General features: G+C 40.2%; 24 protein-coding genes and 2 riboswitches. Of the genes, 17 read left to right on the top strand and 7 right to left on the bottom strand.

Going from position 1 to position 25152, the window contains the following annotated elements; translation table 11 throughout:
- Positions 1-44 precede the first annotated feature (44 nt).
- Positions 45-314, bottom strand: coding sequence for a phage holin family protein (locus NSQ49_RS02160; RefSeq protein ID WP_159869248.1), 270 nt, complete (start codon positions 312-314; stop codon positions 45-47).
- A gap of 343 nt (positions 315-657) precedes the next feature.
- On the opposite strand from NSQ49_RS02160, the gene NSQ49_RS02155 reads away from it, so the two are divergent.
- From NSQ49_RS02155 to NSQ49_RS02105, 11 genes are all read left to right on the top strand, one after another.
- A complete protein-coding gene (locus NSQ49_RS02155) occupies positions 658-858 on the top strand; it encodes a cold-shock protein (protein WP_009334826.1) in 201 nt (66 codons plus the stop codon).
- A gap of 116 nt (positions 859-974) precedes the next feature.
- Positions 975-1559, top strand: coding sequence for a DUF421 domain-containing protein (locus NSQ49_RS02150; RefSeq protein ID WP_159869251.1), 585 nt, complete (start codon positions 975-977; stop codon positions 1557-1559).
- Positions 1560-1718: 159 nt separating this feature from the next.
- A riboswitch (SAM riboswitch) is annotated at positions 1719-1823 on the top strand.
- 86 nt (positions 1824-1909) lie between these two features.
- The gene (locus tag NSQ49_RS02145; protein WP_159869254.1) at positions 1910-3193 is read left to right on the top strand and encodes a Na+/H+ antiporter NhaC family protein; all 1284 of its coding nucleotides are present in this window, start codon (positions 1910-1912) and stop codon (positions 3191-3193) included.
- A gap of 178 nt (positions 3194-3371) precedes the next feature.
- Positions 3372-4517: an exonuclease SbcCD subunit D gene (locus tag NSQ49_RS02140; protein WP_159869266.1), complete on the top strand. Its 1146-nt coding sequence runs from the start codon at positions 3372-3374 to the stop codon at positions 4515-4517.
- Positions 4514-7648 carry an SMC family ATPase gene (locus NSQ49_RS02135; RefSeq protein ID WP_251283751.1) on the top strand — a complete coding sequence of 1045 codons (3135 nt, stop codon included), beginning with the start codon at positions 4514-4516 and terminating at the stop codon, positions 7646-7648. Before NSQ49_RS02140 ends, NSQ49_RS02135 begins: the two co-directional genes overlap by 4 nt.
- 63 nt (positions 7649-7711) lie before the next feature.
- Positions 7712-8389: a Dph6-related ATP pyrophosphatase gene (locus tag NSQ49_RS02130; protein ID WP_251283752.1), complete on the top strand. Its 678-nt coding sequence runs from the start codon at positions 7712-7714 to the stop codon at positions 8387-8389.
- Between the two features lie 36 nt (positions 8390-8425).
- On the top strand, positions 8426-8800 hold the full coding sequence (locus tag NSQ49_RS02125; protein ID WP_159869271.1) for an SET domain-containing protein: 375 nt from the start codon (positions 8426-8428) through the stop codon (positions 8798-8800).
- A 66-nt stretch (positions 8801-8866) separates the two neighbouring features.
- On the top strand, positions 8867-9598 hold the full coding sequence (locus tag NSQ49_RS02120) for a YwaF family protein (protein ID WP_251283753.1): 732 nt from the start codon (positions 8867-8869) through the stop codon (positions 9596-9598).
- The gene (gene coaW, locus NSQ49_RS02115) at positions 9595-10398 is read left to right on the top strand and encodes a type II pantothenate kinase (RefSeq protein WP_251283754.1); all 804 of its coding nucleotides are present in this window, start codon (positions 9595-9597) and stop codon (positions 10396-10398) included. Before NSQ49_RS02120 ends, coaW begins: the two co-directional genes overlap by 4 nt.
- Positions 10399-10462: 64 nt before the next feature.
- A complete protein-coding gene (gene selB, locus NSQ49_RS02110; RefSeq protein ID WP_311315915.1) occupies positions 10463-12352 on the top strand; it encodes a selenocysteine-specific translation elongation factor in 1890 nt (629 codons plus the stop codon).
- 290 nt (positions 12353-12642) lie between these two features.
- Positions 12643-13629, top strand: coding sequence for a C40 family peptidase (locus NSQ49_RS02105; protein ID WP_285869705.1), 987 nt, complete (start codon positions 12643-12645; stop codon positions 13627-13629).
- Between the two features lie 46 nt (positions 13630-13675).
- Here the strand turns inward: NSQ49_RS02105 and NSQ49_RS02100 are convergent, their stop codons facing one another.
- Positions 13676-13867 carry a CsbD family protein gene (locus NSQ49_RS02100; protein WP_251283756.1) on the bottom strand — a complete coding sequence of 64 codons (192 nt, stop codon included), beginning with the start codon at positions 13865-13867 and terminating at the stop codon, positions 13676-13678.
- Positions 13868-14059: 192 nt separating this feature from the next.
- Positions 14060-14164: riboswitch (SAM riboswitch) on the top strand.
- 80 nt (positions 14165-14244) lie between these two features.
- Here NSQ49_RS02100 and NSQ49_RS02095 point away from each other — a divergent pair.
- The 4 genes from NSQ49_RS02095 to NSQ49_RS02080 all read left to right on the top strand — a co-directional run bounded on the left by NSQ49_RS02095 (position 14245) and on the right by NSQ49_RS02080 (position 17474).
- A complete protein-coding gene (locus NSQ49_RS02095) occupies positions 14245-15258 on the top strand; it encodes a methionine ABC transporter ATP-binding protein (RefSeq protein WP_251283757.1) in 1014 nt (337 codons plus the stop codon).
- Positions 15248-15913, top strand: a complete 666-nt coding sequence (locus NSQ49_RS02090; protein ID WP_159869441.1) for a methionine ABC transporter permease — start codon at positions 15248-15250, stop codon at positions 15911-15913. The genes NSQ49_RS02095 and NSQ49_RS02090 overlap by 11 nt, the downstream gene beginning before the upstream one ends.
- A gap of 23 nt (positions 15914-15936) precedes the next feature.
- Positions 15937-16761, top strand: coding sequence for a MetQ/NlpA family ABC transporter substrate-binding protein (locus tag NSQ49_RS02085; RefSeq protein WP_251283758.1), 825 nt, complete (start codon positions 15937-15939; stop codon positions 16759-16761).
- 158 nt (positions 16762-16919) lie between these two features.
- Complete coding sequence (locus NSQ49_RS02080; RefSeq protein ID WP_159869288.1) at positions 16920-17474, top strand: M15 family metallopeptidase; 555 nt, start codon at positions 16920-16922, stop codon at positions 17472-17474.
- Between the two features lie 48 nt (positions 17475-17522).
- Here the strand turns inward: NSQ49_RS02080 and NSQ49_RS02075 are convergent, their stop codons facing one another.
- Together NSQ49_RS02075 and NSQ49_RS02070 are read right to left on the bottom strand one after the other, a co-directional pair.
- On the bottom strand, positions 17523-18572 hold the full coding sequence (locus NSQ49_RS02075) for a M42 family metallopeptidase (protein ID WP_159869291.1): 1050 nt from the start codon (positions 18570-18572) through the stop codon (positions 17523-17525).
- Between the two features lie 107 nt (positions 18573-18679).
- On the bottom strand, positions 18680-19765 hold the full coding sequence (locus NSQ49_RS02070; protein ID WP_159869294.1) for an AI-2E family transporter: 1086 nt from the start codon (positions 19763-19765) through the stop codon (positions 18680-18682).
- A gap of 136 nt (positions 19766-19901) precedes the next feature.
- On the opposite strand from NSQ49_RS02070, the gene NSQ49_RS02065 reads away from it, so the two are divergent.
- Complete coding sequence (locus tag NSQ49_RS02065) at positions 19902-20936, top strand: mechanosensitive ion channel family protein (protein WP_251283759.1); 1035 nt, start codon at positions 19902-19904, stop codon at positions 20934-20936.
- A 66-nt stretch (positions 20937-21002) separates the two neighbouring features.
- Here the strand turns inward: NSQ49_RS02065 and NSQ49_RS02060 are convergent, their stop codons facing one another.
- On the bottom strand, positions 21003-21188 hold the full coding sequence (locus NSQ49_RS02060) for a hypothetical protein (protein WP_159869300.1): 186 nt from the start codon (positions 21186-21188) through the stop codon (positions 21003-21005).
- A 104-nt stretch (positions 21189-21292) separates the two neighbouring features.
- Complete coding sequence (locus tag NSQ49_RS02055) at positions 21293-21727, bottom strand: hypothetical protein (protein WP_159869303.1); 435 nt, start codon at positions 21725-21727, stop codon at positions 21293-21295.
- Between the two features lie 157 nt (positions 21728-21884).
- Here NSQ49_RS02055 and NSQ49_RS02050 point away from each other — a divergent pair, with 157 nt between their 5' ends.
- Positions 21885-24176 carry an ATP-dependent DNA helicase gene (locus tag NSQ49_RS02050; protein ID WP_251283760.1) on the top strand — a complete coding sequence of 764 codons (2292 nt, stop codon included), beginning with the start codon at positions 21885-21887 and terminating at the stop codon, positions 24174-24176.
- 35 nt (positions 24177-24211) lie between these two features.
- Here NSQ49_RS02050 and NSQ49_RS02045 read toward each other — a convergent pair whose 3' ends face one another.
- Positions 24212-24838: a YczE/YyaS/YitT family protein gene (locus tag NSQ49_RS02045; RefSeq protein ID WP_159869309.1), complete on the bottom strand. Its 627-nt coding sequence runs from the start codon at positions 24836-24838 to the stop codon at positions 24212-24214.
- Between the last annotated feature and the right edge of the window lie 314 nt (positions 24839-25152).

Below are 25152 nucleotides of genomic sequence, written 5' to 3'. Positions count from 1 at the left end.
TACCCAAAAAGTTCTGCCATAAGAGGCATGAACTTTTTATTTAGCTATTTCTTTTTGGTGCTGTATGCACCTTTTAATGTCTGTTTTATCATTTGATGTCCGAGAACTGCGACACCTGCTGCAACAATTCCATTAACAACCCCCTCTAAAGAAAGACCAAATGCCATGCTGCCTGAGAATACGGAAATAATCACAAGAATCCATATGATAGACCAATCAGGAACATTAGGTGTCTGTTTCAAGGCATACCCAATCACCCACAAAGCCGGAACCATCATATAGTAATTCTCGTTTAAAAAATCAAGTAAGTTCAAAAACTCACCTCCCGATCATTTTTAATATAGCTTATGAAAGTCTCTTATCAGTTGCTTGTTTGCTGGTCTATAAAATAGAAGGTAATGCGTGAATAGACTCGGAAACATTAATTTTAAAAAAGACGGAATAGTTTGATAAAACCTATTGGAGACTCGCAGAATAGTTGACTTTCATTCCTATAAGTGCTAAATTTGAATCAGCCGTAATGCATCGTGTTATTTTTTGCTAGCTGCTTTTTCAACCGTTAGGGAATGGTCTGGATGAGTAATGAACGTAAAGTAACAATCGTGTATATGGTGAATTTACACATGGCTTTTTCTAGCCAATAGGAGGATTTTTTTCATGAAAAACGGTAAAGTAAAATGGTTCAATGCTGAAAAAGGTTTCGGATTCATCGAAGGTGAAGACGGAAACGACGTATTTGTACATTACTCTGCTATCCAATCTGAAGGTTTCAAATCTTTAGAAGAAGGCCAAGAAGTTTCTTTCGAAGTTGTTGAAGGTGCACGCGGACCGCAAGCAGCTAACGTAACTAAACTATAATCGACACACCCATACAAAAACAGCCTGGCCATACGGTCAGGCTGTTTTATTTTTTGCCATATTGAATATTCCTCCATCAAATCCGCACCCTATTAGAAAAAGGAAGGTGATCCCAGATGAATTTTGCCTGGCAATCAGTGATTCTGGTTTTCGCTGGTGTTTTGCTATTACGAGTTGCCGGCAGGAAATCTATTTCACAAATGACACTGGCACAAACGGTAGTTATGATTTCCATTGGTTCTATCATCATTCAGCCAATTATCGAGACAAGTGTATGGAAAACCATCGTGGCTGCAGGTATTTTTGTTGGATCATTAATTTTGATGGAATACTTGCAGGTGAGATTTAACTTTGTTGAAAAATTTATTACAGGTAAATCTAAAATTGTGATTGAGAATGGGGAACTTAAAACAGCAAATATGAGAAAATTGCGCTTTACAGCTGATCAGCTGGAAATGAGGCTCAGAACCAGCGGAATCACAAAAATTTCAGATGTCAAAATGGCTACTCTTGAACCGAATGGACAGCTTGGGTATGAGTTAATGAATGATGCGAAGCCTTTAACTGTTGGAGAGTTTAAAAGGCTTATGGGAGAAGTGATTTTGCAGTCGCCCGTTCAGCCTGCACCTCAAGCATCAGATGATATTTTTCAGGAGCTGGAAAAGGGGCATACCCCGCCAAATTCCAAAGATCTTCACTAGTTTATTGCCGCATTGCGGCTTCTTTTACTTTCAATCCCCATTATTCCCCTTTAAAGTATTATTCAGACTCATAATTCACAATAAAAAAGTGCTTGAAGTTTCGCGAGTTTCCTGTATAATGTTCAAACGTGAGTTATTTCAGAATAATTTCATATGAATCGCTTATCAAGAGAGACTGAGGGACTGGCCCGAAGATGTCTCGGCAGCGGGCTCTATAGAGCGCTGTGCCAAATCCAGCAAGCATAGATGCTTGGCAGATAAGAAGAGAACGATTGATTTGTTAGGATCTCTTCTTGCTTGAAGAGGTCTTTTTATTTTGCTGGAAAATCTATTCAGAGAGGAGATTTTTAATGAAAAACAAAGGCAATCCCTGGGCATTATTGCCGCTTTTGGCTTTCCTTCTAATTTTTATTGGAAGCGGCATAGCAACAGGAGATTTCAATAGCATTCCAATCATTGTCATTGTATCCGCTACAGCCGGAATAGCACTGGCAATGAACAGAAAAAAGCCATTCATGGAAAAAGTAGAGATATTCACGAAAGGGGCCGGCCATCCTGATATTATCTTAATGGCCATCATTTTTATCCTTGCAGGGGCCTTTTCTGGTACGGCTAAGGGAATGGGGGCAGTTGATTCGACAGTAAACCTTGCACTCTCTTTTATCCCGCAGAATCTGCTTATGGTCGGAATTTTTATTATTGCATGCTTTATTTCATTATCAATGGGAACATCCATGGGGACAGTAGTAGCTCTTGCTCCAATTGGTATAGCCCTTTCAGCGGAGACAGATATTTCTGTAGCATTGGCCATGGCAGCGATTATTGGCGGTGCCATGTTCGGGGATAATCTCTCAGTTATTTCTGATACAACCATTGCAGCTGTCAGAACACAAGGAACGAAAATGACTGATAAATTCCGTGTAAATTTCCTAATCGTTCTGCCAGCTGCACTGCTTACTGCGTTAATACTTGGGATTTTAACCGCAGGCCAGGAGAGCGCTGTAACGAGCGGTACTTACAGCATTATAAAAGTAGTTCCTTATATTGGCGTATTGGCAGCAGCTTTGCTTGGTCTGAATGTCATACTTGTGCTTAGCGGAGGCATCCTTCTTGCTGGGGTGATCGGAATTGCTGACGGCAGCTATACGTTTGTTTCATTCCTGAAAATGATTGCTGAGGGAATGGCCGGCATGCAGACCCTTGCGATTATTGCCATCCTCATTGGCGGATTGGTGGAGATCATCCGGGTTAATGGAGGTATCGATTACTTGCTTCATATGGCTACAAGCAAGATAAAATCCCGCAGGGGTGCAGAATTTGGGATTGCGTCACTTGTCTCTCTTACAAATTTATCGACAGCCAATAATACAATTGCCATCATTATTGCCGGGCCGCTTGCCAAAAGAATTGCAGATCAATATGAGATTGACCCGCGTAAATCAGCAAGCATCCTTGATATTTTTGCCTGTTTTGTACAAGGGACTATCCCATACGGTGCACAGATGCTCGCTGCTTCCGGACTTGCTGCCATTTCGCCGGTAAGCATCATGGCATATTCCATTTATCCAGTATTAATTGGAATTTGCGGTGTAATTGCCATTTTAATTAACTTTCCGAAGTTGAAGATTAATTAGTAAAAGAGCCTGGTAAGGGCTCTTTTTCTATTCTGAGAGTGCTATGTATTGGAAAAAATTTCTGATATAATAAGAACGAATGTTCTGTTAAATTTTACTTAGCTATTGCTATTTTCTGTTTTGGTATAATAGGAATATTACAGAATGAATCTCAGGCAAGGAAAAGAGGGTGTTCGAAATGAAATTTATCCATACTGCTGATTGGCACCTGGGCAAACTGGTCCATGGAATTTATATGACCAATGATCAGCGTCATTTTCTAAATCAATTTGTTGATTTGGTAGCGGAAGAAAAGCCGGATGCAGTTGTCATTGCAGGGGACTTATATGACCGCTCTGTACCTCCGACAGATGCTGTAGAATTGCTGAATGAAATTCTTTTTAAAATAAATGTAGAGCTCAATACTCCAGTGGTAGCAATAGGCGGAAACCATGACAGTGCCGAAAGACTTTCTTTTGGAACCTCCTGGTATAAACAAAGTCAATTCTATCTTTCTGGAAAGCTGATAAATGATTTTAAACCGATACATATCAATGGTGTGAACTTCTATCTGGTTCCTTATGCTGAGCCTGGAATGGTCAGGCATTTGCTTGATGATGATCGGGTGCACTCCCATGATGATGCAATGAAGGCGATTGTAGGCAAAATTGAAGAATACCTGAATCCAAATGAGCCTAATGTTTTTGTTGGGCATGCTTTTGTTTTGGGTGGGGCCACCACAGATTCGGAGAGGACTCTTTCAGTCGGCGGATCAGGCTGTGTCCATTCAAGCTGCTTTGATCCTTTCTCCTATACAGCACTCGGGCATTTGCATAGTCCTGATGCCATAAAACATGAAAAGATCCGGTATTCTGGTTCCCTATTAAAATATTCTTTTTCAGAAGCCAAACAGGAAAAATCGATTTCTATTATCGAAATGAAGGAAAATGGAGAATTTGATTTGCGTACCCGTTCTCTAAAGCCTGAAAAAGACTTGAGAGAGATCGAAGGACATTTAGATGAACTGATGGATCCAGCTTTCTATGAAAAACAGAATCTTGATGACTATCTGAAAATCACTCTTTTTGATGAAGGCGCATTGCTTGACCCTATTAATAAACTGAGACAGGTCTACCCGAATGTTCTTCACCTTGAAAGAAGGATAGCCGTTACAGATATGAAGAAAAAAGGCTCCTTCCTATCAATGAAGGAAGAAAAAAAATCAGAGCTGGAATTGTTTAAACAATTTTATGAACAAATGACCACATCAGAATTTACTAATGAAAAACAGCAGGTAATGAGCGATGTGATTCAAAAAGTGCTAAGGGAGGAGGCCCTAAAGTGAAGCCATTAAAACTAACGATGCAGGCATTCGGCCCCTATGCAGACAGTGAAAGCGTAGATTTTACCGAACTGGGAAACCGGACAATGTTTGTCATCTCCGGGAAGACAGGTTCTGGTAAAACGACGATTTTTGACGGCATAAGCTATGCCATTTATGGAAAGGCAAGCGGGGAGGATCGGAATGGTCCTGAACTTCGCAGCCAGTTTGCCAAAAATAATACCCTAACCGAGGTTTCTCTCGAATTCATATTAAGAAATAAAAGGTATTACATTATAAGATCCCCTCAGCAGGAAAAGAAAAAAGAGCGCGGCGAAGGCACGACGACAGTGAGTGCAAAAGCAGAGCTCTACATGTACAGCGAAAATGGAGAGAAGAAGCTTCTTGCCTCAAATGTCAGGGATGCTGATGAAAAGATAAAAGAAATCATGATAATAGACAGCAATCAGTTCAGGCAGATTCTAATGATCCCTCAGGGTGAGTTCAGGAAGCTTCTTACTTCCGAGAGCAAAGATAAAGAGGTTATTCTCCAGCGGCTATTTCATACACAAATATACAAGCGTATCGAAGAAAAATTAAAAGAGGATGCGACTGAATTAAAAAGAACGGTTGAAGAACAGATTAAATTGAGAGATCAGTATTTTAATCACGTGCAGGCTGTATACAACGGGGAGCTAAAATCATACCTTGAAGCAGGAAGTGTCAATGACACACTGCTCATGCCGCTTCTGGCAAACGAAATTAAGGAAATGGAAGAAGGACTTAAGGAATTGACAGAAGCCGGGAAGAAAAAGAAACAACATAGAGATCAACTTCAGCAAAAGCTCTATGAAGCAGAAATGCTGCTAAAACAGCTAAAGGCTAAAGAAGACTTGAAGCAAAGGAAAGAAGAGCTAGAGGGGTTGAAGGATCAGTACTCTGTTAAAGAGAATGCAATTGCTCTTGCCCAGAAAGCAGCCCTGCTTAATCAGCAGGAGCAGCACTGCCATGATCTGAAGAAGGAGTTGGATGCGGCAAATGCTAATCTAAATGTCCTTCAGAAAAATATCGGCAATCTTGCAGCTCTTCTAAAAGAAAAACAAGATAAATGGGAATCCGAGAAGAATCGCGAGGAAGAAAGAAAAAAGGCTGCAGAACATGTTAATCACCTGCAAAATCTGCGAGAGGATATCTTCTCCTTTGCCGAAGTGGAGAAGCAGGTGCTATCTCTCGAAGGGAATTTGGAAAAACTGCTGCTTCATAAAAGACAGCAAGATGAAGCGCATCAAAAAGCTGATCAGAAGATAAAGAAACTGACCGAAGAAAAGCAGGACATTGAAAAGAGCAAGCTTGAACTGGTTGAGAATGAAAGAAAACTCGAGAAATTGACTGATGAAATAGAAAAACTGCAAAGATATGAAGAACTGCAAAAAGAGCATTATTTATCCATGAATGATTATAAAAGCAAAAAACGTTATTTTGAGCAGACTTCATCCAGGCTGACAGATGCAAAACTGCTTGTAGAGGAGCTTGAAGGCAAATGGCTCCATGGACAGGCGTCCATATTGGCTGACAGGCTCCAAAACGGAGGGGCATGTCCGGTCTGCGGCTCATGCGACCATCCAAATCCGGCTGTCTCTCCTCATGATACTCCTGATGAAAAAGATCTGAAGGCGGCAAAAAAACAGGCAGCTGAAATGGAAAGAGAGAAAGCGAAAGCAGAGTCGGAATTTTATGAAGCGAGATCCCGAATGAATGCAAGCGAAAGTGGATTGGCGGAACTTACGGCTCAAATACTAAAACAGCGTCCAGATTTTGAACCAGAAAGTTTGATGATACTTAATAATTCTCTTTCCGATCAAAGAAAAGAATTTTTGGCTTTACAGGCTGAATTAAAGAAGAAATCGTTAAGATTGGAAAACTGTAATGCTGAGTTAGTAAAAACGCAGCAGCATAAAGAAACAGTTGCATCAGAAATAGACAGTCTGCAAGTTCAAATAAATGACACGGCCATTTTACATGCCGAAAAGAAAAGCAACTTGGCCAGAATGACGGCTGCTATTCCTGAGGGTTTGCACTCCATTGAAGCCTACCAGTCAAGTTTAAGAACAGCTGCTGAAAAGTTTGAAAACCTGCAGAGACAGCTGGAAACTGCGCAGGCAGAATATCAGGATACAAAATCGTCCTATATGGCAGAGCAGGCAAAGCTTGAGACTCTTCAAAAGATGGCCGTTGAGAAAGAGGAAAAGCTTGCAGCTGAAAGGCGTAATTTTGTTCAGCGTATGAAGGACCAGGGCTTTGAAGTGTACGGAGAATATCGGGATGCCAAAAAATCAGAATCTCAAATCAGACAGATTGAAGGGGAAGTAAGGGAGTACCGGGAAGAAGTCCGTTCTGTCAATGACCGATATGCTGAACTGCTGCAGCTCCTAGAGGGGATAGAAAAACCTGATCTGGAAAGCCTTCAGGTAACATTACAAGAAATAGATAATCAATTGAAGCTGCTGCAGGATCAATATACGAATCTGTTTATGAAGAAGAAGCAAAATGAAGAGACTTTAAGTAAAATTATAGAAATTAATGAAAATATGAAATCCCTTGAGGAAAGGTATAAAGTTATCGGGCACTTATATGAAATTTCAAAAGGCCAGAACACATACCGAATTACTTTTGAACGTTTTGTACTTGCGGCATTTTTAGATGATATACTGAGGGAAGCTAATGGACGTTTAACAAGGATGACCAGCGGGAGGTATATGCTGCTTCGAAAAACAGACCGGTCAAAGGGCAACACACAAAGCGGCCTGGAACTGCTTGTTTTCGATCAATACACTGGACAGGAACGGCATGTTAAGACTTTATCTGGTGGAGAGAGCTTTAAAGCCGCGCTTGCACTTGCACTTGGACTTGCTGATGTCGTTCAGCAATATGCAGGAGGAGTTTCGCTTGAAACGATGTTCATAGATGAAGGATTTGGTACACTTGATCCCGAATCTTTAGATCAGGCCATTGAAGCGCTGATCGAAATTCAAAGCAGCGGCAGGCTTGTAGGCATCATCTCACATGTTCCCGAGCTGAAGGAACGGATTGATGCCCGGCTGGAAGTTACAGCAAGCCAGACAGGAAGCCATACACAATTTCAATTTTTAAATTAGAATTCAGGAGAAAGGATAGACCTCCTGTCCTTTTTCCCATACTATTAAAGTTGGTGATGACTGTTGAGGAAGAAAGTTGTTTTATCATGGAGCGGAGGCAAAGACAGCTGCATGGCTCTGGATGTGCTTATAAAACAGGGATACGAAGTTGCATGCCTTCTGACAACTGTTCCGAAGGAAATTGGCAGGACGTTCGGGCATGGCGAAAAACAGGAGTTAATTCAACTTCAGGCAAAATGCTTATCCATACCTGCAGAGTTTATTTATTGTACTTTTGAAAATTACTCAGAACGTTTCGTAAGTGATTTAAGAAAAATAAAGGATACTTATGGAATTACAGGCATTGCATATGGAGATCTTTACTTGGATGGACACCGTGAATGGGGAGAAAAAACAGCGGCAGAAGCAGGATTGGATGCGATATATCCTCTATGGATGGAAGAGAAAGATAGTCTTAAGGCTTTAAGGGCATTTGCGGAATCAGGCTATAAAGCCAAAGTCATACGTGTCCGCGAAGATGTTCTGGACAACTCGTGGCTTGGCAAAGAACTTGATCATGACTTTTTAAGCAAAATTGAAGCTGAACCTGTTTGTCCAATGGGGGAATCAGGTGAGTATCATACATTTGTTTATGACGGACCGCTATTCTCTAAAAGCATCCAGCTGGTTTTACCTGAAGTTATTCAGCTTGAAACCACTAAGAAATTAGAATTTGGCGAGTTTAGGCTCGCAGAAAAATAATAAAAACGTCAGTGACGGGAATGCGCAGGTAACGAAATGATTGAAATTAAAACATCGGCAGTAAGTGATGGCGAACATAACAGAGGAGTCTTTGCAACTCGGGATATTAAGAAGGGTGAACTTATACATGAGGCTCCGGTTCTTCCTTATCCCAATGATGAGCATCAGCATATTGAAAAAACGACTCTGGCAGACTATGCATTTGAATACGGGAAAAATCACAGTGCCCTTTTATTAGGCTATGGGATGCTATTCAACCATTCTTACCAGCCAAATGCAGTTTATGATATTAACTTTGACAACCATACGTTTGATTTCTTCGCCTATAGAGATATTAAAGCAGGTGAAGAGGTTTTGATTAATTATAACGGGGAAGCTGAAAATGATGATCCCCTTTGGTTTAATAAGTAATTTAATTGGAGACTGCCCCTTTCATGGCCGAAAGAGCAGTCTCCAGCCCAGAAGGGAGAGAGTAGTGTGTCCGGCGTATTTTCTCACGATTATAAAGCTTTCCCTTTTATGGTATTATCCGCACCTCATATATCCATGCTTGTATTATTTACAGCTTTATCCGCGCTATTATTCATCTTCAGAAAAGAATTATTCCGGCTTGATAAACTCATAAGGCTGTCTATGTTTCTAATGCTTTTTACATTGGAACTTCTTTACCATGCCTGGCTTTATCATGGAGGGGAATGGGATATTTCCTTCACCCTGCCGCTTCAGCTTTGCTCCATAAGTTTAGTTCTTAGCTTGTTATTATTAGCATCGAAATCTAAGGCCATCTTCCAGATTGTCTATTATTTAGGCGTCACGGGAGCTTTCATGGCAATACTGACTCCTGAGCTGTTTTTAGGCTTTCCTCATTTTCGCTATTTTCAATTTTTCATTACCCATAATCTAATCATCTGGACCTGCCTTTATTTTGTGCTGGTTCATCAATTTAAGCCAACAGGTATAGGATTGTTCCAGTCCTTTGTCTTCCTGAATCTCTGTGCATCAGCTGCATTTTTTGCAAACAAGTTAACAGGAGGAAACTATATGTTTTTGTCCCAAAAGCCGGAGAATAATACATTATTAGATTACTTAGGGCCCTACCCTTATTACATAATAACACTGGAGATAACGGCATTATTCCTGTTTTCATTATTATTGCTGCCATTCAAGATGATTGGCAAAAATAAAGCTGGAAAGGCGGAACCCGTATGAAACCTGTAAAAATAGGAATTGATGCTGGAGGTTCCCTGCTGAAAATGGCATTTGAAGAACATGGTCAAATCCATTACAAAAGCTATTCGGTTGATGAACTATACAGTTCTATGAATTGGCTGAAGATGACTGCTGCTGATGTGCCAATGGCATTGACCGGCGGGAAGGCTGAATACCTTAAAAAAGAGTTTTTTCAAAACGCCCTGATAGTCCCTGAATTTGAGTCTTGCGGTATAGGTACATCCTTTTTAATGAAGCAGGATGGATTATCCCATAAAAGTTCCCTCTTAATAAATATAGGCACAGGAACTTCGATTTTTCTGAAAAAGGATGGTAACTTTACACGCTTGTCCGGAAGCGGTATAGGCGGAGGCACTTTTATGGGGCTTGGAAGATTGCTGACTGGTGAAAATGATTTTGTCAAACTCGTTTCATTGGCTAAATGCGGGAACGCGGAAAGTGCAGACCTGTTGGTCAAAGATATTTATGAACCATTTGATGCACCGATAGAAGGAAGCCTGACTGCCAGTAATTTCGGAAAAATTAAGGATGATCAAGTAAGCAAGGAGGACAAAGCAGCCAGTTTAACGAAGATGATTGCGGAAACGATTGTTCTTCTAAGCTCTCAGGCAGCAGATCAGCACCAAATAGACTGCATTATATACATAGGAAGCACACTTCGGCATAATGCCCCGTTAAAGGACCTTTTAGAAAAGTATACCGCCATGCTCGGCAAGAATTCTGTCTTTAATCAAAATGGGGAGTTTTGTGGAGCAGCAGGTGCAATGCTGTCCTTGTAGAACCAGATGATTGAAAGATTCTTTTTTTCAAGATAAAGTTGAAATAGAATGCAAAAAGAAGCAGGTGGCAGATTTGAAGAAAAGATTCTTTACAGTCGGTATGGCAGGCCATATCGACCATGGAAAAACCACATTGACAAAAGCATTAACAAATGTGGATACAGATAGGCTTAAAGAGGAAAAAGAGAGGCAAATATCCATAGAACCGGGATTTGCCCCTTTACATGAAGATGAGGAAATTCAAATTTCAGTAGTGGATGTACCCGGTCATGAACGTTTTATCAGGCAAATGATTGCTGGTGTTGCAGGTATTGACTTAGTCATCCTGGCTGTGGCAGCTGACGAAGGAGTTATGCCGCAAACAAGAGAACACCTTGAAATTCTTGATTTTCTGGGGATCCGCAATGGCATTGTTGCCATAACTAAAATTGATCGTGTGGATGAAGAGTTCACCGGCCTGGTAAAGGAAGAAATCTTTGAGGAACTGAAAGGTACAGTTTTTGAAAAAGCTCCATTTATTTTAACAGATAGCCTTACAGGCAAAGGTATTGAAAAGCTAAAGGAGCAAATTATCCATACTTTGAAGGAACAGGACACACGGGATGTAAAAGGTCCATTCCGCCTTCCAATCGATCAGGTATTTACTGTGAAAGGCCAGGGAACTGTAGTAAGAGGCACAGTTTATGAAGGTATAGTAGAGGAAGGACAGCTTCTGAAAATCATGCCAAAGGGTATTGAGACCAGGGCACGCCAGCTGCAGGTTCATCATCAGCCCGCAAAGGCGGCATTTGCAGGCCAAAGGGCGGCCATTAACCTTTCGGGTGTGTCAAAGGAGGAAATTGAACGGGGCGAGGTCCTCGTATCCTCGGAGCATTTCAGCATTACGAAAATTATTGATGTTTCAGTAAGAATGGTGGGAGATTTAGAGCATATCGTCAAACAGAGAATGCCGATCAAATGTCATATTGGTACAGCCGAGGTCATGGGCAAAATTGTCTTTTTTGACCGAAATGAATTATCCAATTCTGAAGGAGAAATCCTCTGCCAGCTCCGTTTAGAAGAGGAAGTTGTCGCCAAAAGGGGAGACAGGTTCATTTTAAGGCGGCCAAGTCCCCAGGAGACAATCGGCGGTGGCTGGGTTATCGATCCTAATGGGGAAAAATACCGGTTCGGCCAAAAAACCATTGAAGATTTAAGCAGAAAAAAAGAAGGGACACCGAAAGATCGTATAAAAGCGGCGATGTCCGAAGAAATGGTCCTAACACCTTCACAAATTATAGCAAAAACCTCGCTTGATGAATGGACGGTTAAAGAAATTTTAAAAGAAGAAGACTTTCTGAACATTAATAACAAGGAATTCACTTTAGTAGTCATTAAAGAGGCAATAGAGGAAGAGATAGCTGACCGCCTGAATGAGTTCCACCAGGAAAATGCAATGAAGCAAGGGATTAATAAAGCAGAATTGCTTCAGGCAATGCAGAATAAATACCCTAAAATACTGGTTGAATTTGTTTTGAATTCAGGGATTAAAGAAAATCTTTTCAAACGCAAAGGCCAGTTTCTGCAGTATAAGGATTTCTATCCCCATGTACCTAAAAGCTGGCAGAAACGCACTGACAATCTAATTGTTGAATTAAAAAAAGATGGCTATACAGTAAAGCCTTTCGATCAATATTATGCTTCTGCAGGAATCCCAGAGAATCTCAAAGGAGACTTAAAACGATTTTTGGAAGACCAGGAAATCGCAGTTCCGCTTGATGCTCAATACTATTGGCATGGTGTTCATTTTAGAAAAGCAGTGGAAGAACTGAAAAAGAGCACTGCTGCTGAATTTGAGGTTGGGGATGCAAAAGAGATATTGGGTCTTTCCAGAAAGTATATGATCCCTTTCCTTGAAAAACTTGATTCTTTAGGAATGACACGCAGAGCAGAAAATAAAAGAATTTGGATTTAAAATATCTTATTTAGAAGGATCAGCATCTGAATGCTGGTCTTTTTAGTTTGTTCAGAAGAAAAAAGTTTAATTAGAATAATTTGAATTATGGTGATAAACTACCCATGTCTTCCTGAAATTATGGTAATTAACCCAATTAAATGCAGGATAAATGTACTGCGAATTAACCAATAAAGGAAATAACATGAAAAAATTGATATTTTTTCTTATTTGTCCATTATTTTCAGATAGGATTTTACTAGAAATATTACTAATATTAGGATGTCAAAGAAATTTAAGGAGTGTACAACTTGAAGAAACAACTACTTACAATGGCTGCGACAGCTGGTTTTTTGATTACACCGTTCAATGGAGAAGCAAGTGCACATGAAAATAAATATATAGTTCAGTCTGGTGACACCTTATGGGGAATCTCTCGCTCTAATAATCTTTCAATTGAAGAGTTAAAGACATGGAATAATCTATCAGGCTCAATAATTTATAAAGGACAAGCTCTGACTCTGCTGGCACCGCACAGCCATGACGCAGCAGCTGGCGGTTCTTCTGGCAGTACAGTCAGCTACACAGTGAAATCAGGCGATACTTTATGGGGAATTGCAAGAACACACGGCCTTTCTGTCAGTACCCTTAAGAGTTTAAACAGAATCAGCAGTGACACGATTTATCCGGGACAAAAGCTAAAAGTGAAAGGTTCGGCTAACACTGCTGTACCTTCTCTTCCTGCTAGCACTGGATCTTATACTATCCAAAGAGGAGATACTCTTTCAGGTATTGCATCTCGCCATAACCTATCGGTTTCACAGTTAAAAGCCTTGAATAATCTTACTTCAGACATCATTTATGCCGGCAAAACGATAAAGGTATCAGGTGCTGCAGCAAGCAAGCCGGCAGAATCACAGGTAGCTGCTCAATCGACATCCAAGGTAAATGAACTTATTTCTGAAGCAAAAAAATACATCGGTTCACCTTATAAATGGGCAGGAAGCACTCCTGCAGGATTTGACTGCAGCGGCTATTTGAACTATGTATATGGGAAAGCAGGAATCTCTATTCCTCGTACAGTTGCATCCATTTGGAGTGCCACAAAACATGTTGCCTCACCAAAAGTGGGAGATTTGGTATTCTTTGAGACTTACCAATCAGGTCCATCACATGCTGGAATATATCTTGGCGATTATAAGTTCATTCATGCCGGTTCTTCACGGGGTGTAGAAATAAGCGATATGAATAATTCTTATTGGAAGCCTCGTTACTTAGGGGCAAAAACCACTTTTTAGTTATAAAAAAGTACTCAGCGCTTTAATAAGCACTGAGTACTTTTTTTTAATCTCTTCGATCATTAAAAGTCTTGGAAAGAGCTTCCTTTGCGTCTCCCCATTTTTCCTCGGTTTGTCCTTTTAACTTATCCATATTGCCTTCCGCTTCTTTAGATTCGTTATTGGTCAGTTTGCCGTATTGTTTTTTAAATTCACCTTTTAATTGGTCAGCATTCCCTTTTGTTTGTTCTCTATTCATATTTGCACCCTCCTAAGTTATTGCTTACTTCTTAAATACCCAAAATGAAAAAGTCCAAACAATTGATATAATAAAAAAGCATTTTTATTTCTCAAACCATAACGAATGTGTTTCCTATAATGCTGGAAAATTAAAAACTTATTGACAATTTATTATTATTGATATATTATTTTTACTATCAATTAAATAATTTACTTATCAAGAGTGACTGAGGGATCAGGCCCTATGACGTCCGGCAACCTCCATAATGGAACGGTGCCACTTCCTGCAGAATGATTTCATTCTGAAAGATAAGTCGTGATACATAACGATGCCTCTTTCCCGAATGGAAAGAGGTTTTTTGTTTGAAAAGGGGCAATGAAACTGGGGGGATCTGCATGATAGAAATTAAAGAACTTGAAAAAGTCTATGAAACTAAGAAAGGTAAAGTAACTGGTGTTGATCATGTATCGCTTAAGATTGAAAAAGGGGAGATTTTTGGCATCGTCGGATACAGTGGAGCAGGCAAAAGCTCTTTGCTGCGGTGTTTAAATTTATTGGAGAAGCCCACTTCTGGAGAAATCCTTATTGATGGATTATCTTTAACGTCTTTAAGCAAGAAAGAGCTTCGCCAGGCGCGTTTAAAAATTGGCATGATTTTTCAGCATTTTCATTTGGTTAGTTCGAAAACCGTATTCGAAAATATTGCTTTTGCTTTAAAAGCAGCAAACAAAACGAAGACTGAAATAGAAGCACGAGTTCATGAATTGCTTGATATGGTCGGATTAACGGATAAGAGGGATGTCTACCCATCACAGCTTAGCGGCGGGCAAAAACAGCGTGTTGGCATTGCCCGTGCACTGGCAAACAATCCATCAGTTCTTTTGTGTGATGAGGCTACATCAGCACTTGATCCAAGCACTACCAAGTCCATTTTGTCTCTGTTGAAAAAAATTAATAAAGAATTAAATCTGACCATTGTACTAATTACACATGAAATGGAAGTTGTTAAAGAAATATGTGACAGAATGGCTGTCATGCAGGATGGAAAAGTAATTGAAGAAGGTAAGGTCTATAATTTGTTCGCCAGCCCGAGAGAAGCGCTGACCAAAAAGTTCATTAATAGCGTGCTTCAATTTGACTTGCCTGAGAAGCTTTTAAAGGAACGTGAAGGCAAGATTATTAAGGTGTACTTCCAGGGAAGTATTGCAGAGGAGTCTGTTATTTCTGAGGTGTTTCAGCAATTTAAAGTGAAGGGGAATATCCTTCATGGAAAAATCGAATACATTCAGGAAAAACCGCTCGGGATTTTTGTTATGGCGATAACAGGTCCTGTGCTTGAAGTCGAAAGAGCCATTCAATATATTACAGACCGGACAAGGAATTTGGAGGTGGTTCGTGATGCAGCTTGAAAGTTTAATAGCTATACTGCCGGAACTGAATAAAGCATTTTTAGAGACCATTTATATGGTTGGAATATCTATTGCAGTAGCCATCATTGTTGGTCTGCCAACAGGTGTTTTGCTTTTTGTAACTGATAAGGGTCTATTTTTGGAAAATACCGTTTTTAAAAACATTGTCGGCTTCATTGTCAATATGATCCGTTCCATTCCGTTCATTATTCTGCTAATTGCTCTTTTGCCATTAGCTAATTTGATTACCGGAACGACCATTGGACCGACTGCTGCATCGGTTTCACTCTCAGTTGCTGCCATTCCGTTTTTTGCGAGGGTTGTAGAACAGTCTTTAAGAGAGATTGATAAAGGTGTCATTGAGGCTGCTGTAGCAGTCGGGGCTACACCGTGGATGATTGTAAAGGATGTACTCGTACCTGAGGCAAAGCCGGGGATTGTTCAGGGAATTACCATTACGGTCATCAGTCTTGTAGCATACTCTGCAATGGCAGGTATTGTCGGCGGCGGTGGAGTCGGGGACCTTGCGATACGCTTTGGTTATTACCGTTATGACAATACAGTCATGTTCACAACTGTTATTATTCTAATTTGTCTAGTCCAGATTTTCCAATTTGCCGGGGACCGGATCGCCAGATTAGTTGATAAAAGATAAAAATATCATCAGGGGGAAATAAAATGAAAAAGATAACATTTGCATTCATACTTATGCTTACATTTGCTGTACTTGCGGCGTGCGGAAGTGAGAACTCATCTTCCGAGGCAAGCGGTGATAAGAAAAATATCAGCATTGGTGCTACTTCGGGTCCATACAGTGACATGGTCAGCAAAGCAATAAAGCCAATTCTTGAAGATAAAGGCTATAAAGTAAAAGTAGTAGAATTTAGTGACTATATCCAGCCTAACCTTGCCCTTTCAAAAGGAGACCTGGATGCTAATCTTTTCCAGCATAAAATTTATATGGAGACTTTTGCAAAAGAACATAATATTGAGCTGTCAGAAGTGATTACCGTCCCAACTGCCCCAATGGGCATTTATTCAAAAAAATTCGCTTCATTCGAGGAAATCAAAGAAGGTTCAGCTATTGCCATACCAAATGATCCAACGAATGCGGCGCGCGCGTTTTTAATCCTTGAGGATGCAGGACTTATCACAATAAATGCAGAAGCTGATCCGCTTACTATTTCTGAAAAAGATGTAGAAGACAATGTCAGGAACCTGCAGTTTAAGCCAATTGAAGCTGCCCAGCTGCCGCGTGCAGTGGACAGTGTTGATTTATCAGCCGTACCAGGAAACTATGCCCTCGCTGCAAAGATGGATTTGCTCGATGCACTGCAACTAGAGGACATGCCAGATAAGTACCGAAATCGAGTCGTAATTGACACGAAAAATACAGATAAACAACTAGCCAAGGACTTAAAGGCAGCTGTTGAATCTGATGAATTCGAAAAGGTTATCGATGAACAGTTTGAAGGCTTCGGTAAGCCGGAGTGGATGAAATAAAAAAATATTAATAAGAGAATGCGCCAGACCTTCTGGCGTATTTTTTTATTTATCAGGCCATAAATCGAATACAATCTATTATTAGTGAAGTTTTCTTAAAATCCTGATAAAATAAACAAGGTCTATTTAATGAACCTCCATAGAAAGGACATATAATATTGTTTTTTAAACAATTGGGAAGATTATTTTTCTTTTTTCTAGTCTTAGCAACTGTATGGCTTTTAGTCTATCAATATATTCAGTTTTCTGCAGATCCTGATTTAAAGGATGGGCCCCCTCCAACCGCTCTTCATCCTGCAGTAGCTGAAAAGAAGGATGAGCTGATCGCTCAGGCTGCCGCTAACGGAATCAATGTTGTCATTACCCAGGATTTCAGAAGTATAGAGGAACAGAATGCCCTTTATGAAAAGGGACGTACAGCTGAGGGGAATATTGTTACCCATGCAAAAGGGGGAGAGTCCTACCATAATTTTGGTCTGGCGATTGATTTCGCACTGATGTCCGTAGATGGCCAGGTGATATGGGATATGCAGTATGACGGAAACGGAAACAGCAAAGCGGATTGGATGGAAGTGGTTGCAATCGCAAAAAACCTTGGGTTTGAATGGGGAGGGGATTGGGCTAAATTCAAGGACTATCCTCATCTTCAACTGGACTTTGGACTTTCCATCTGGGAGCTGCAAAGAGGGAAGAGGCCTCCTGAAGCTGAATGATGATAAAAGAACCTCCACCCATGAATGAGTGAAGGTTCTTCTCTTTTCTTAAATTACCATTTCAGATTGTACATAGTGATACAGCAGCTTAGCCGTATTCTCAATCGAGTCCTCATGTGTACGTTCAAATGCATGGGAAGAATCAATCCCCGGTCCGATTAAGCCATGGACAATATCGTGCCCTGCGCGGATGGCTGCCGAAGCATCAGATCCGTAAAAAGGATATATATCAAGCTTGTACTCAATTCCATTATCCTTGGCAAGCTGAACCAGACGCTTTCTTAGTTCATAGTGGTAAGGGCCGCTTGCATCCTTGACACAGATGGAAACGGTATACTCATCTGTCGACTGCCCGTCTCCCATTGCCCCCATATCAACAGCCAGATATTCGACCGTTTCCGGTGTAATATTGGAATTGCCGCCATAGCCTATTTCCTCATTGTTTGAGATTAGGAAATGGGTTGTGTAAGGCAGCTCAATGTTTTCGGTTTTCAGCTGTTTAATCAGCTGAAGAAGGATCGCGACACTTGCCTTGTCGTCAAGATGCCTTGATTTAATGAAACCTGCCGGTGTGGTCTGCACACGAGGATCAAAGGATACAAAGTCACCGACACCGATTCCAAGCTCACGGACATCATCATCGCTCTTAACTTTTTCATCGAGGCGGATTTCCATGTTTTCCTGGTTTCTTTCTGCTTTCCCGGCATCCTTATAGACATGAACTGAAGTCTGATGCATCAGAATTGTTCCTGTGAATTTTTTGCCTGATGATGTTTCAATTTCACAATACTCGCCTTCGATTGAGTTATATTTAAATCCGCCAATTAAATCAATTTTCAGACGTCCGCTCGGCTTAATTTCCTTAACAATCGCGCCAAGGGTATCAACGTGAGCTGTCAGCATCCTGTGGTTTTTTTCGTCTTTTCCGGGGAGGGAGGCAATGAGGCCTCCTTTCCGGTTACGTTTCGTTTCAACATTAAGCTCATTCAAAAACTTTTCTACATATGTAATAACTTCATTTGTATTTCCGGAAGGACTTGGAATAGAAACGATTTCTTTTAATAAGTTAATGGTTTCTTTCATGTCTGGATATACCATATAGAATATCTCCTCTCAAATTATTCACGCGCAATTCTTATTATACTGTGATTTCTTGGGATAAGCATGTCTTATAAATAAAAAAACTGCCAGATCGGCAGTTTAATTTAAATTTCTTCGGATAGCAGACTTTTCCTTGTTCTTAATCGGTAAAATCTTCTGAAGTCTTTTACCAGAACCTTTATGACTGAATAAAAAGGTATAGCAATCAGGATTCCGATAAAACCATAAATGGATCCTGCAGCCATTAAGATAATAATGACTGTAAGCGGGTGGAGGTTAAGTCTTTTGCCCATCACATGAGGCGAGACGAGATTGCTTTCAAGCAGCTGAACTGAAATCAGAACCAATATGATTTTTAATACCATTCCCGGTCCCTGCAATAACCCGATGAATACTGCAGGAATGATGCCGAGTACAGGACCTAGAAAGGGAACAACTGTCAGGAACATGGCAAATACAGCTAATATTAATGCGTATTCCAATCCGATAATCTTATACCCGGCATACATTAACACACCGTCAACAACTGCCACAATAAACTGGCCGGTTACATAGGAAAATAAGGTTTTGTCTATATCCCCTAAAATTCGCTGGCCTTCATCCTCGTGTTTGTCAGGCAGGTATTTTAAAAGAAAAGGCCTGAGCTTGTGGTCATCCTTAAGGAAGTAAAATAAGATAAAAGGTACAACAACGATGACTGTGACAATGCTTGTTATGGTAGAAAATACTTTCATTACGTTTTCTCCTGCCCCTGATAAAAGGGTTTCCAGGAAGTTCAGCACTTTATTTTTGACACGGTCATAGGAGAACATGCCCATATTATTTTCCTCCACCACTTTCTCCGTTTCATCCGATAAGTCCTCCATTTTAGCAGGCAGGCTTTCACTAATTTCAGCAATCTGGCTTCCAATTACAGATCCAAGCAGGTTAAATCCTAGGTAGCCTATACCCAGGACAGCAGCAAAAATAAGCAAAATGCTTGCTGTTTTTGGCACAGCTCTTGAGACCAGCCTCACAAGGGGTCTTAGTATATAGTATAAAATGCCGGCAATTAAGACCGGGAAGAAAATAGTTGCTATCAGGGCACGGATTGGCCATAAAAAATAATCAATCTTCCCAAGGAGAAAAATGATGATTAATACGAATATGGTGCCCGCTGCATATTTAAAAAATGGTTTATTGATCCACATGCATATACCCCAACCCTTATTTATGTATTTAATACACACTGTTCCTTTTTTTAAACAGTATTAAACACCGGTTTAATAATCTATGTAAGAGGAATAGTTTAAGAATGAAACATATAACAGGTGAGGGAATCTGACGATGCTATTTATTAAAGATGTAACCATTCAGGAAGCGCTGATGTTTTTATTGTTTGCAGGAGTGATATTGGCTGCCAAATGGACAGTTGAATTACTGGTGAAAAAGATGAGGGGCAAGTCCATACAGAACGATCGGATCATCAAGGGAGTTTCTTCACTCGTAAACTGGGCTGCTTTTTATGGAATTATCATTTTATTCCTGTACCATTTTTCAAGGGAAAAGTGGCTTTTTCATACCCTGTTCACAGCAGGGGAAGTAGATGTGACACTTTATTTAATAATTGTAGCATTTTTGACAGTCTCTCTTGCAAATCGGATCGTAAATGTTTTCACCAAATATGTATTAACATCTGTTTATGAATTCTATGGAGTTGACCGCGGACTCGGCTATTCATTCAACAGAATGATCTATTACACGGTCATGATTGCAGCGTTCGCCATCAGCCTGACTGCGGTTGGGATTGATTTAACAGCAGCTGCTGCCATACTGGGTGTCCTCGGTATTGGGATAGGATTCGGCCTGCGCAATATTGCCGGTAACTTTATTTCAGGCATTATCATTCTGTTCGAGAGGCCGATCGAGATTGGGGAAGTGATTGAAATCAACAACAAAATTGGAACAATTGAGAGCATCCGTCTCCGATCTACTATTATCCGCACGGCTAAAGAGGGAACCTTGATTGTGCCAAACCAATACTTTATCGAACAAATCATCAGAAATCGGACAGGTTCAGAAATGCTCGCCCAAGTTCAAATCAGCGTTGCATACGGCACTGATACTGAAAAAGTCGAAAAGCTAATGATAGAAGCAGTGGACATGGAATTGCATAAAACAGAAGGGGTTTTAATGGAACCTGCACCGGATATCCGTTTTGTGGATTTTCGCAGTAAGGCCATGGACTTTCTGATAGAAGTGCCTGTTGCAAACTTTGAAGCCAAGCAGAAATTTGAAAGCAGGCTTAGGCATGTAATTGCAGAGAGCTTTTATCAAAATGAAATTGAGCTTGCCTCAGCACAGCAGCTGACCGGTGAATAACGGTTCTGTTAACATGAGAAAGAATAAAAACACCAGCCGCAAAGGCTGGTGTTTTTTGAAGTAAAGCTATTTTCCTAACAAAGCTTTTATTCCAAGATACAGGATGGCAAGGCCAAAGATGATCATGGCCAGACTGCCGACAATGGTAAAAAAGCTGGCAATACCTGAAGTAATAACTGCAGAAACAGGAACCATTGTCAAGCCGTAGCCAGCAAGCATACATGCAAGATATAATAATGCCAATTGGTACATTATCAATCCCTCCTTTCCATATTAAATTATGAAAAGGGAGAAATCTTGCTTGGTTGATTATCACGAATCTTCAGAATAAGTCGAAAATAGGTCTTAAGAATTACCTATTGATTCATCAATGCTTCCTGTACAGCAATGATTTTCAGGGCATTTATTTCTTCCTCCGATAGCCTTTCTGTTAAAAGACTGTAAAGTTCATTTTGCTCTTCAACAGTCAGTCCGCCTTTTACTTTTGAGACACTCTGCTGAATTTCATCAATTGAAAAACTTTCTGAAATCTTTTGCACAGCCTCTTCTTTTGTCTTGATCGGCAATGTTGTCTTTTGAAGATCTACAGCTTTTAAATCTACCTTGCTGCTTCCCAGTAGGGCCTCTACATTTGGGTCACTGGCTAGCATCTCCAGATCATCCTCAGTGATGCTTCCGGCAACTGCTGTCATTACTTTGTTAGATATGAAATTCATTGAAGCAAAATAGATGAGGAATCCCAATAGAATAAAAGACCCTCCAATGATGGTCAAAAAAATAATTTTTTTCAACTTTATGGGCTGCTCAAGAAACGAACAGTTCCGTTCACACTCCTTTCATATTCTTTCTTCTTAAATTGTAAATGGTCTTTTCCTGAATTTACAAATCTTTTTAAATACAGAACGTATGTGCTATAATTGAGGGGTGAAAATGTAAGGAGCTGTTTCAATGCATGATAAGATAAAAATATCAGTAAGATCGCTAGTTGAATATGTATATAAAAGCGGCAGCATTGAAACAGGCTTCCGTTCTTCAGTGCCGCTTTCACAAGGAACAAGGATTCATCAGCGGATTCAAAAACTTTATGGCGATGAAGGCCAAAAAGAGGTATTTCTGCACACAGCCATACCCTTCAAGCACCTCGATTTTCAGCTTGAGGGCAGGTGTGACGGACTTTTTATTAGAAATGGAGAACATATTATTGATGAAATTAAGTCAGTTTCCCTCCCGCTATCTGAAATTGAGGAATATACGTATCCTGTCCATTGGGCCCAGGCTAAATGTTATGCTTACATGTATGCGAAGGACCATAATATTCCGGAAATGACTGCCCAATTAACATATGTACAGGCTAAAACAGAGGAAGTAAAAAGATTTCAGCAAAGCTATTCTTATAGTGAACTGGAAGAATTCATAATGCATCTTGTCGAATTCTATTACCCATACGCAGAATTAAGGGTCCGGCATCAAAAGGAATTAAGAAAAAGTCTTCAGGAACTGACTTTTCCTTTTCCGGCATATCGATATGGCCAGAGGAAATTTGCAGTGGGGGTTTACAGAACCATAGCTGAGGGGAAAAACTTATTTGCCAACGCACCTACAGGCATCGGCAAGACCATTTCCACCCTCTTTCCCGCATTAAAAGCCATTGGGGAAGGTCATATTCAGAGGATTATCTATGCCACAGCTAAAACGATTACCCGTCAGGCTGCAGAAGGGGCCATTAACCTGCTGAGGGAAAATGGTTTGAATCTTATATCGGTCACAATTACGGCCAAAGACAAAATTTGCTTTAAGGAAAAGACCAATTGCCAAAAAGACAGCTGCGATTTTGCCAATGGGTATTACGACAGAATTAATAATGCTGTACTTGACCTCCTGACAAATGAGACTATGATAACCAGAACGACAATAGAACAATATGCGATGAAGCATAAAGTCTGCCCGTTCGAATTTTCATTGGATGCTGCATATGCAGCTGACACCATAATTGGTGATTATAACTATATTTTCGATCCTAAGGTTTCACTGAAAAGATTGCTGGAAGAGGATAAAAGGAAAACATCTCTGCTGATTGATGAAGCACATAACCTTGTGGACCGCGGAAGGGAAATGTATTCAAGTTCCCTTGAGAAATCAGCCTTTCTTCAATTGAGCAGAAGCTTTAAGGGAAAGGATGAAGGAGTTCAAAAAAGTGCAAAAAGGGTAAACTCAATTTTGATTGCATTTAAAAAGAAATGTGGCGAGCAGCAGGAAATCGCAGAAAAAGATCCCCCAGAGGAGCTTATTGAAGTTCTTGAGGAATTTGTTCAATATGCTGAAGCCTATCTGGGACAAAACCGATTCAATATCGATGAAGAATTGCTGGAAGTATTCTTTGCTGCCCAGGATTTTATCAGAATACGAAAATTGTATGATGCAAGGTTCGTAACGTATATTCAAAAGCAGAGAAATGACCTGATCATTAAATTATTTTGCCTGGATCCATCTAATCTTTTGCACAAGGCAAGAAAAGGATATAAGTCAGCTATCTTTTTTTCTGCAACCTTAATGCCTCTAAATTATTATTTGGACATGCTTGGCTATCAAGAGGATGATTTTATTTTATCCGTTCCCTCCCCTTTCTCCAAAGATCAGGCTAAGGTTTACATACAGCCGCTTTCCACAAAATATCGTGACCGTGTGGGATCTATCGGGCCGATCGTCAGTACTATAAGGAACATGTTAAAGGAACAGAAGGGGAATTACTTAATTTTTTTTCCATCATATCAATACATGGAGGATGTCTATCGACGGTTACTCGATGAGGAACTGTCAGTAAATGTTATCATTCAAAAGGCTGGAATGGATGAAGGAGAAAGGGAGAGGTTTCTGGATGCATTTAAGCCAAATCCTTCTGGAACTCTATTGGGGTTCGCTGTCATGGGTGGAATTTTTTCAGAAGGGATTGATTTGCAGGGAGATAGGCTGAATGGTGTGTTTGTGGTTGGTGTAGGGCTTCCCCAGCTTGGGTTCGAACGCAACATTATGAAAGCTTATTTTCATCAGCAAGGAAAAAACGGCTATGATTATGCCTATACGTATCCTGGTATGAACAAGGTTCTGCAGGCAGGGGGACGTCTGATCCGTTCTGAAGAAGATACAGGCATGATTGTTTTAATGGATGACAGGTATATGCAGGCAAAGTATCAGTCCCTCCTTCCTGAGGAATGGAAGGATTTTGAAATATTAAGAGGTTAAAAAACATCCTGCTCTAAGAGCAGGATGTTAGCTTATTACTTAGTAATCACAGGATCTTTGGGGGCCTGCAGTTTTTGGAGTGCTCTTTGGAAAACCGGGTAAAAGAATTGCACAACTAGTCCAAGAGTTAATGTGACGACGATTGTGCCTACTCCGATGGCACCTCTGAATAAAAAAGCAAGAAGCAAAGCAAAGCTTTCGCTGATGATCCTTGAATTTCTCAGGTTTAATCCGAATCTGGTATGGATGGCTACCATTAATGTATCCATAGGACTTGCCGGAAATTTAGCCTGAAGATAGATCGCAACTCCAATCCCCATCGAAAGGATGCCAAAAAGCAATATGGCTGCTTGCCCTGCTAATGACTGCGGCGAAAGGTCACCGAAAATGATGAGAAGCCAAAAGTCAATCAGTGCGCCAATAATCAGAATGGAAATGGCAGCCAGGATTTCAGGCTTTCTTTTCATTAAGAAAGCGTTTATAAAAATGAGTACAACTCCATTTATAAAAACAAAGGTGCCAACTGTTAAGTTAAACATTTGCGATTCACCAACCGCCAGGGCATCCCACGCAGAAGCTCCAAGGTTTGACCTGATAATCAGCGCAACACCCATTGTCAGGATCAGCATCCCAAAAATAAAAAATAAAAGACGTTCTTTCATGAAGACTCTCCAATCCAACTATGATTAATTTTAGCTTGGCCCTTTTTAAAATCAATACTCCTTCAGCATTGAATTTATGAAGGGAAAATTCATTTTACCATTAAAACAAAATAGGCAACAGGCTATAAATTAAATTGTTGGTTTTTGGAGGAAAAGGGCGAATGTTATTAAGAAGATATCCATTTTCATTGATATGAAACTGTGATATATTATTTTACATTCATTCACTATTTATTAATTCTGTATCTGCAAAAATTTTACATAAATAAAATCTTCTTTTCGCTTGTTTACAATTTAAGAGGTGAATCCACGTT

This window comes from Cytobacillus sp. FSL R5-0377 (genome assembly GCF_038004385.1).
Classification (GTDB): domain Bacteria; phylum Bacillota; class Bacilli; order Bacillales; family Cytobacillaceae; genus Cytobacillus.
Note: the sequence above shows the minus strand (reverse complement) of the source record. Positions and strands in the feature narration are given on the sequence as shown.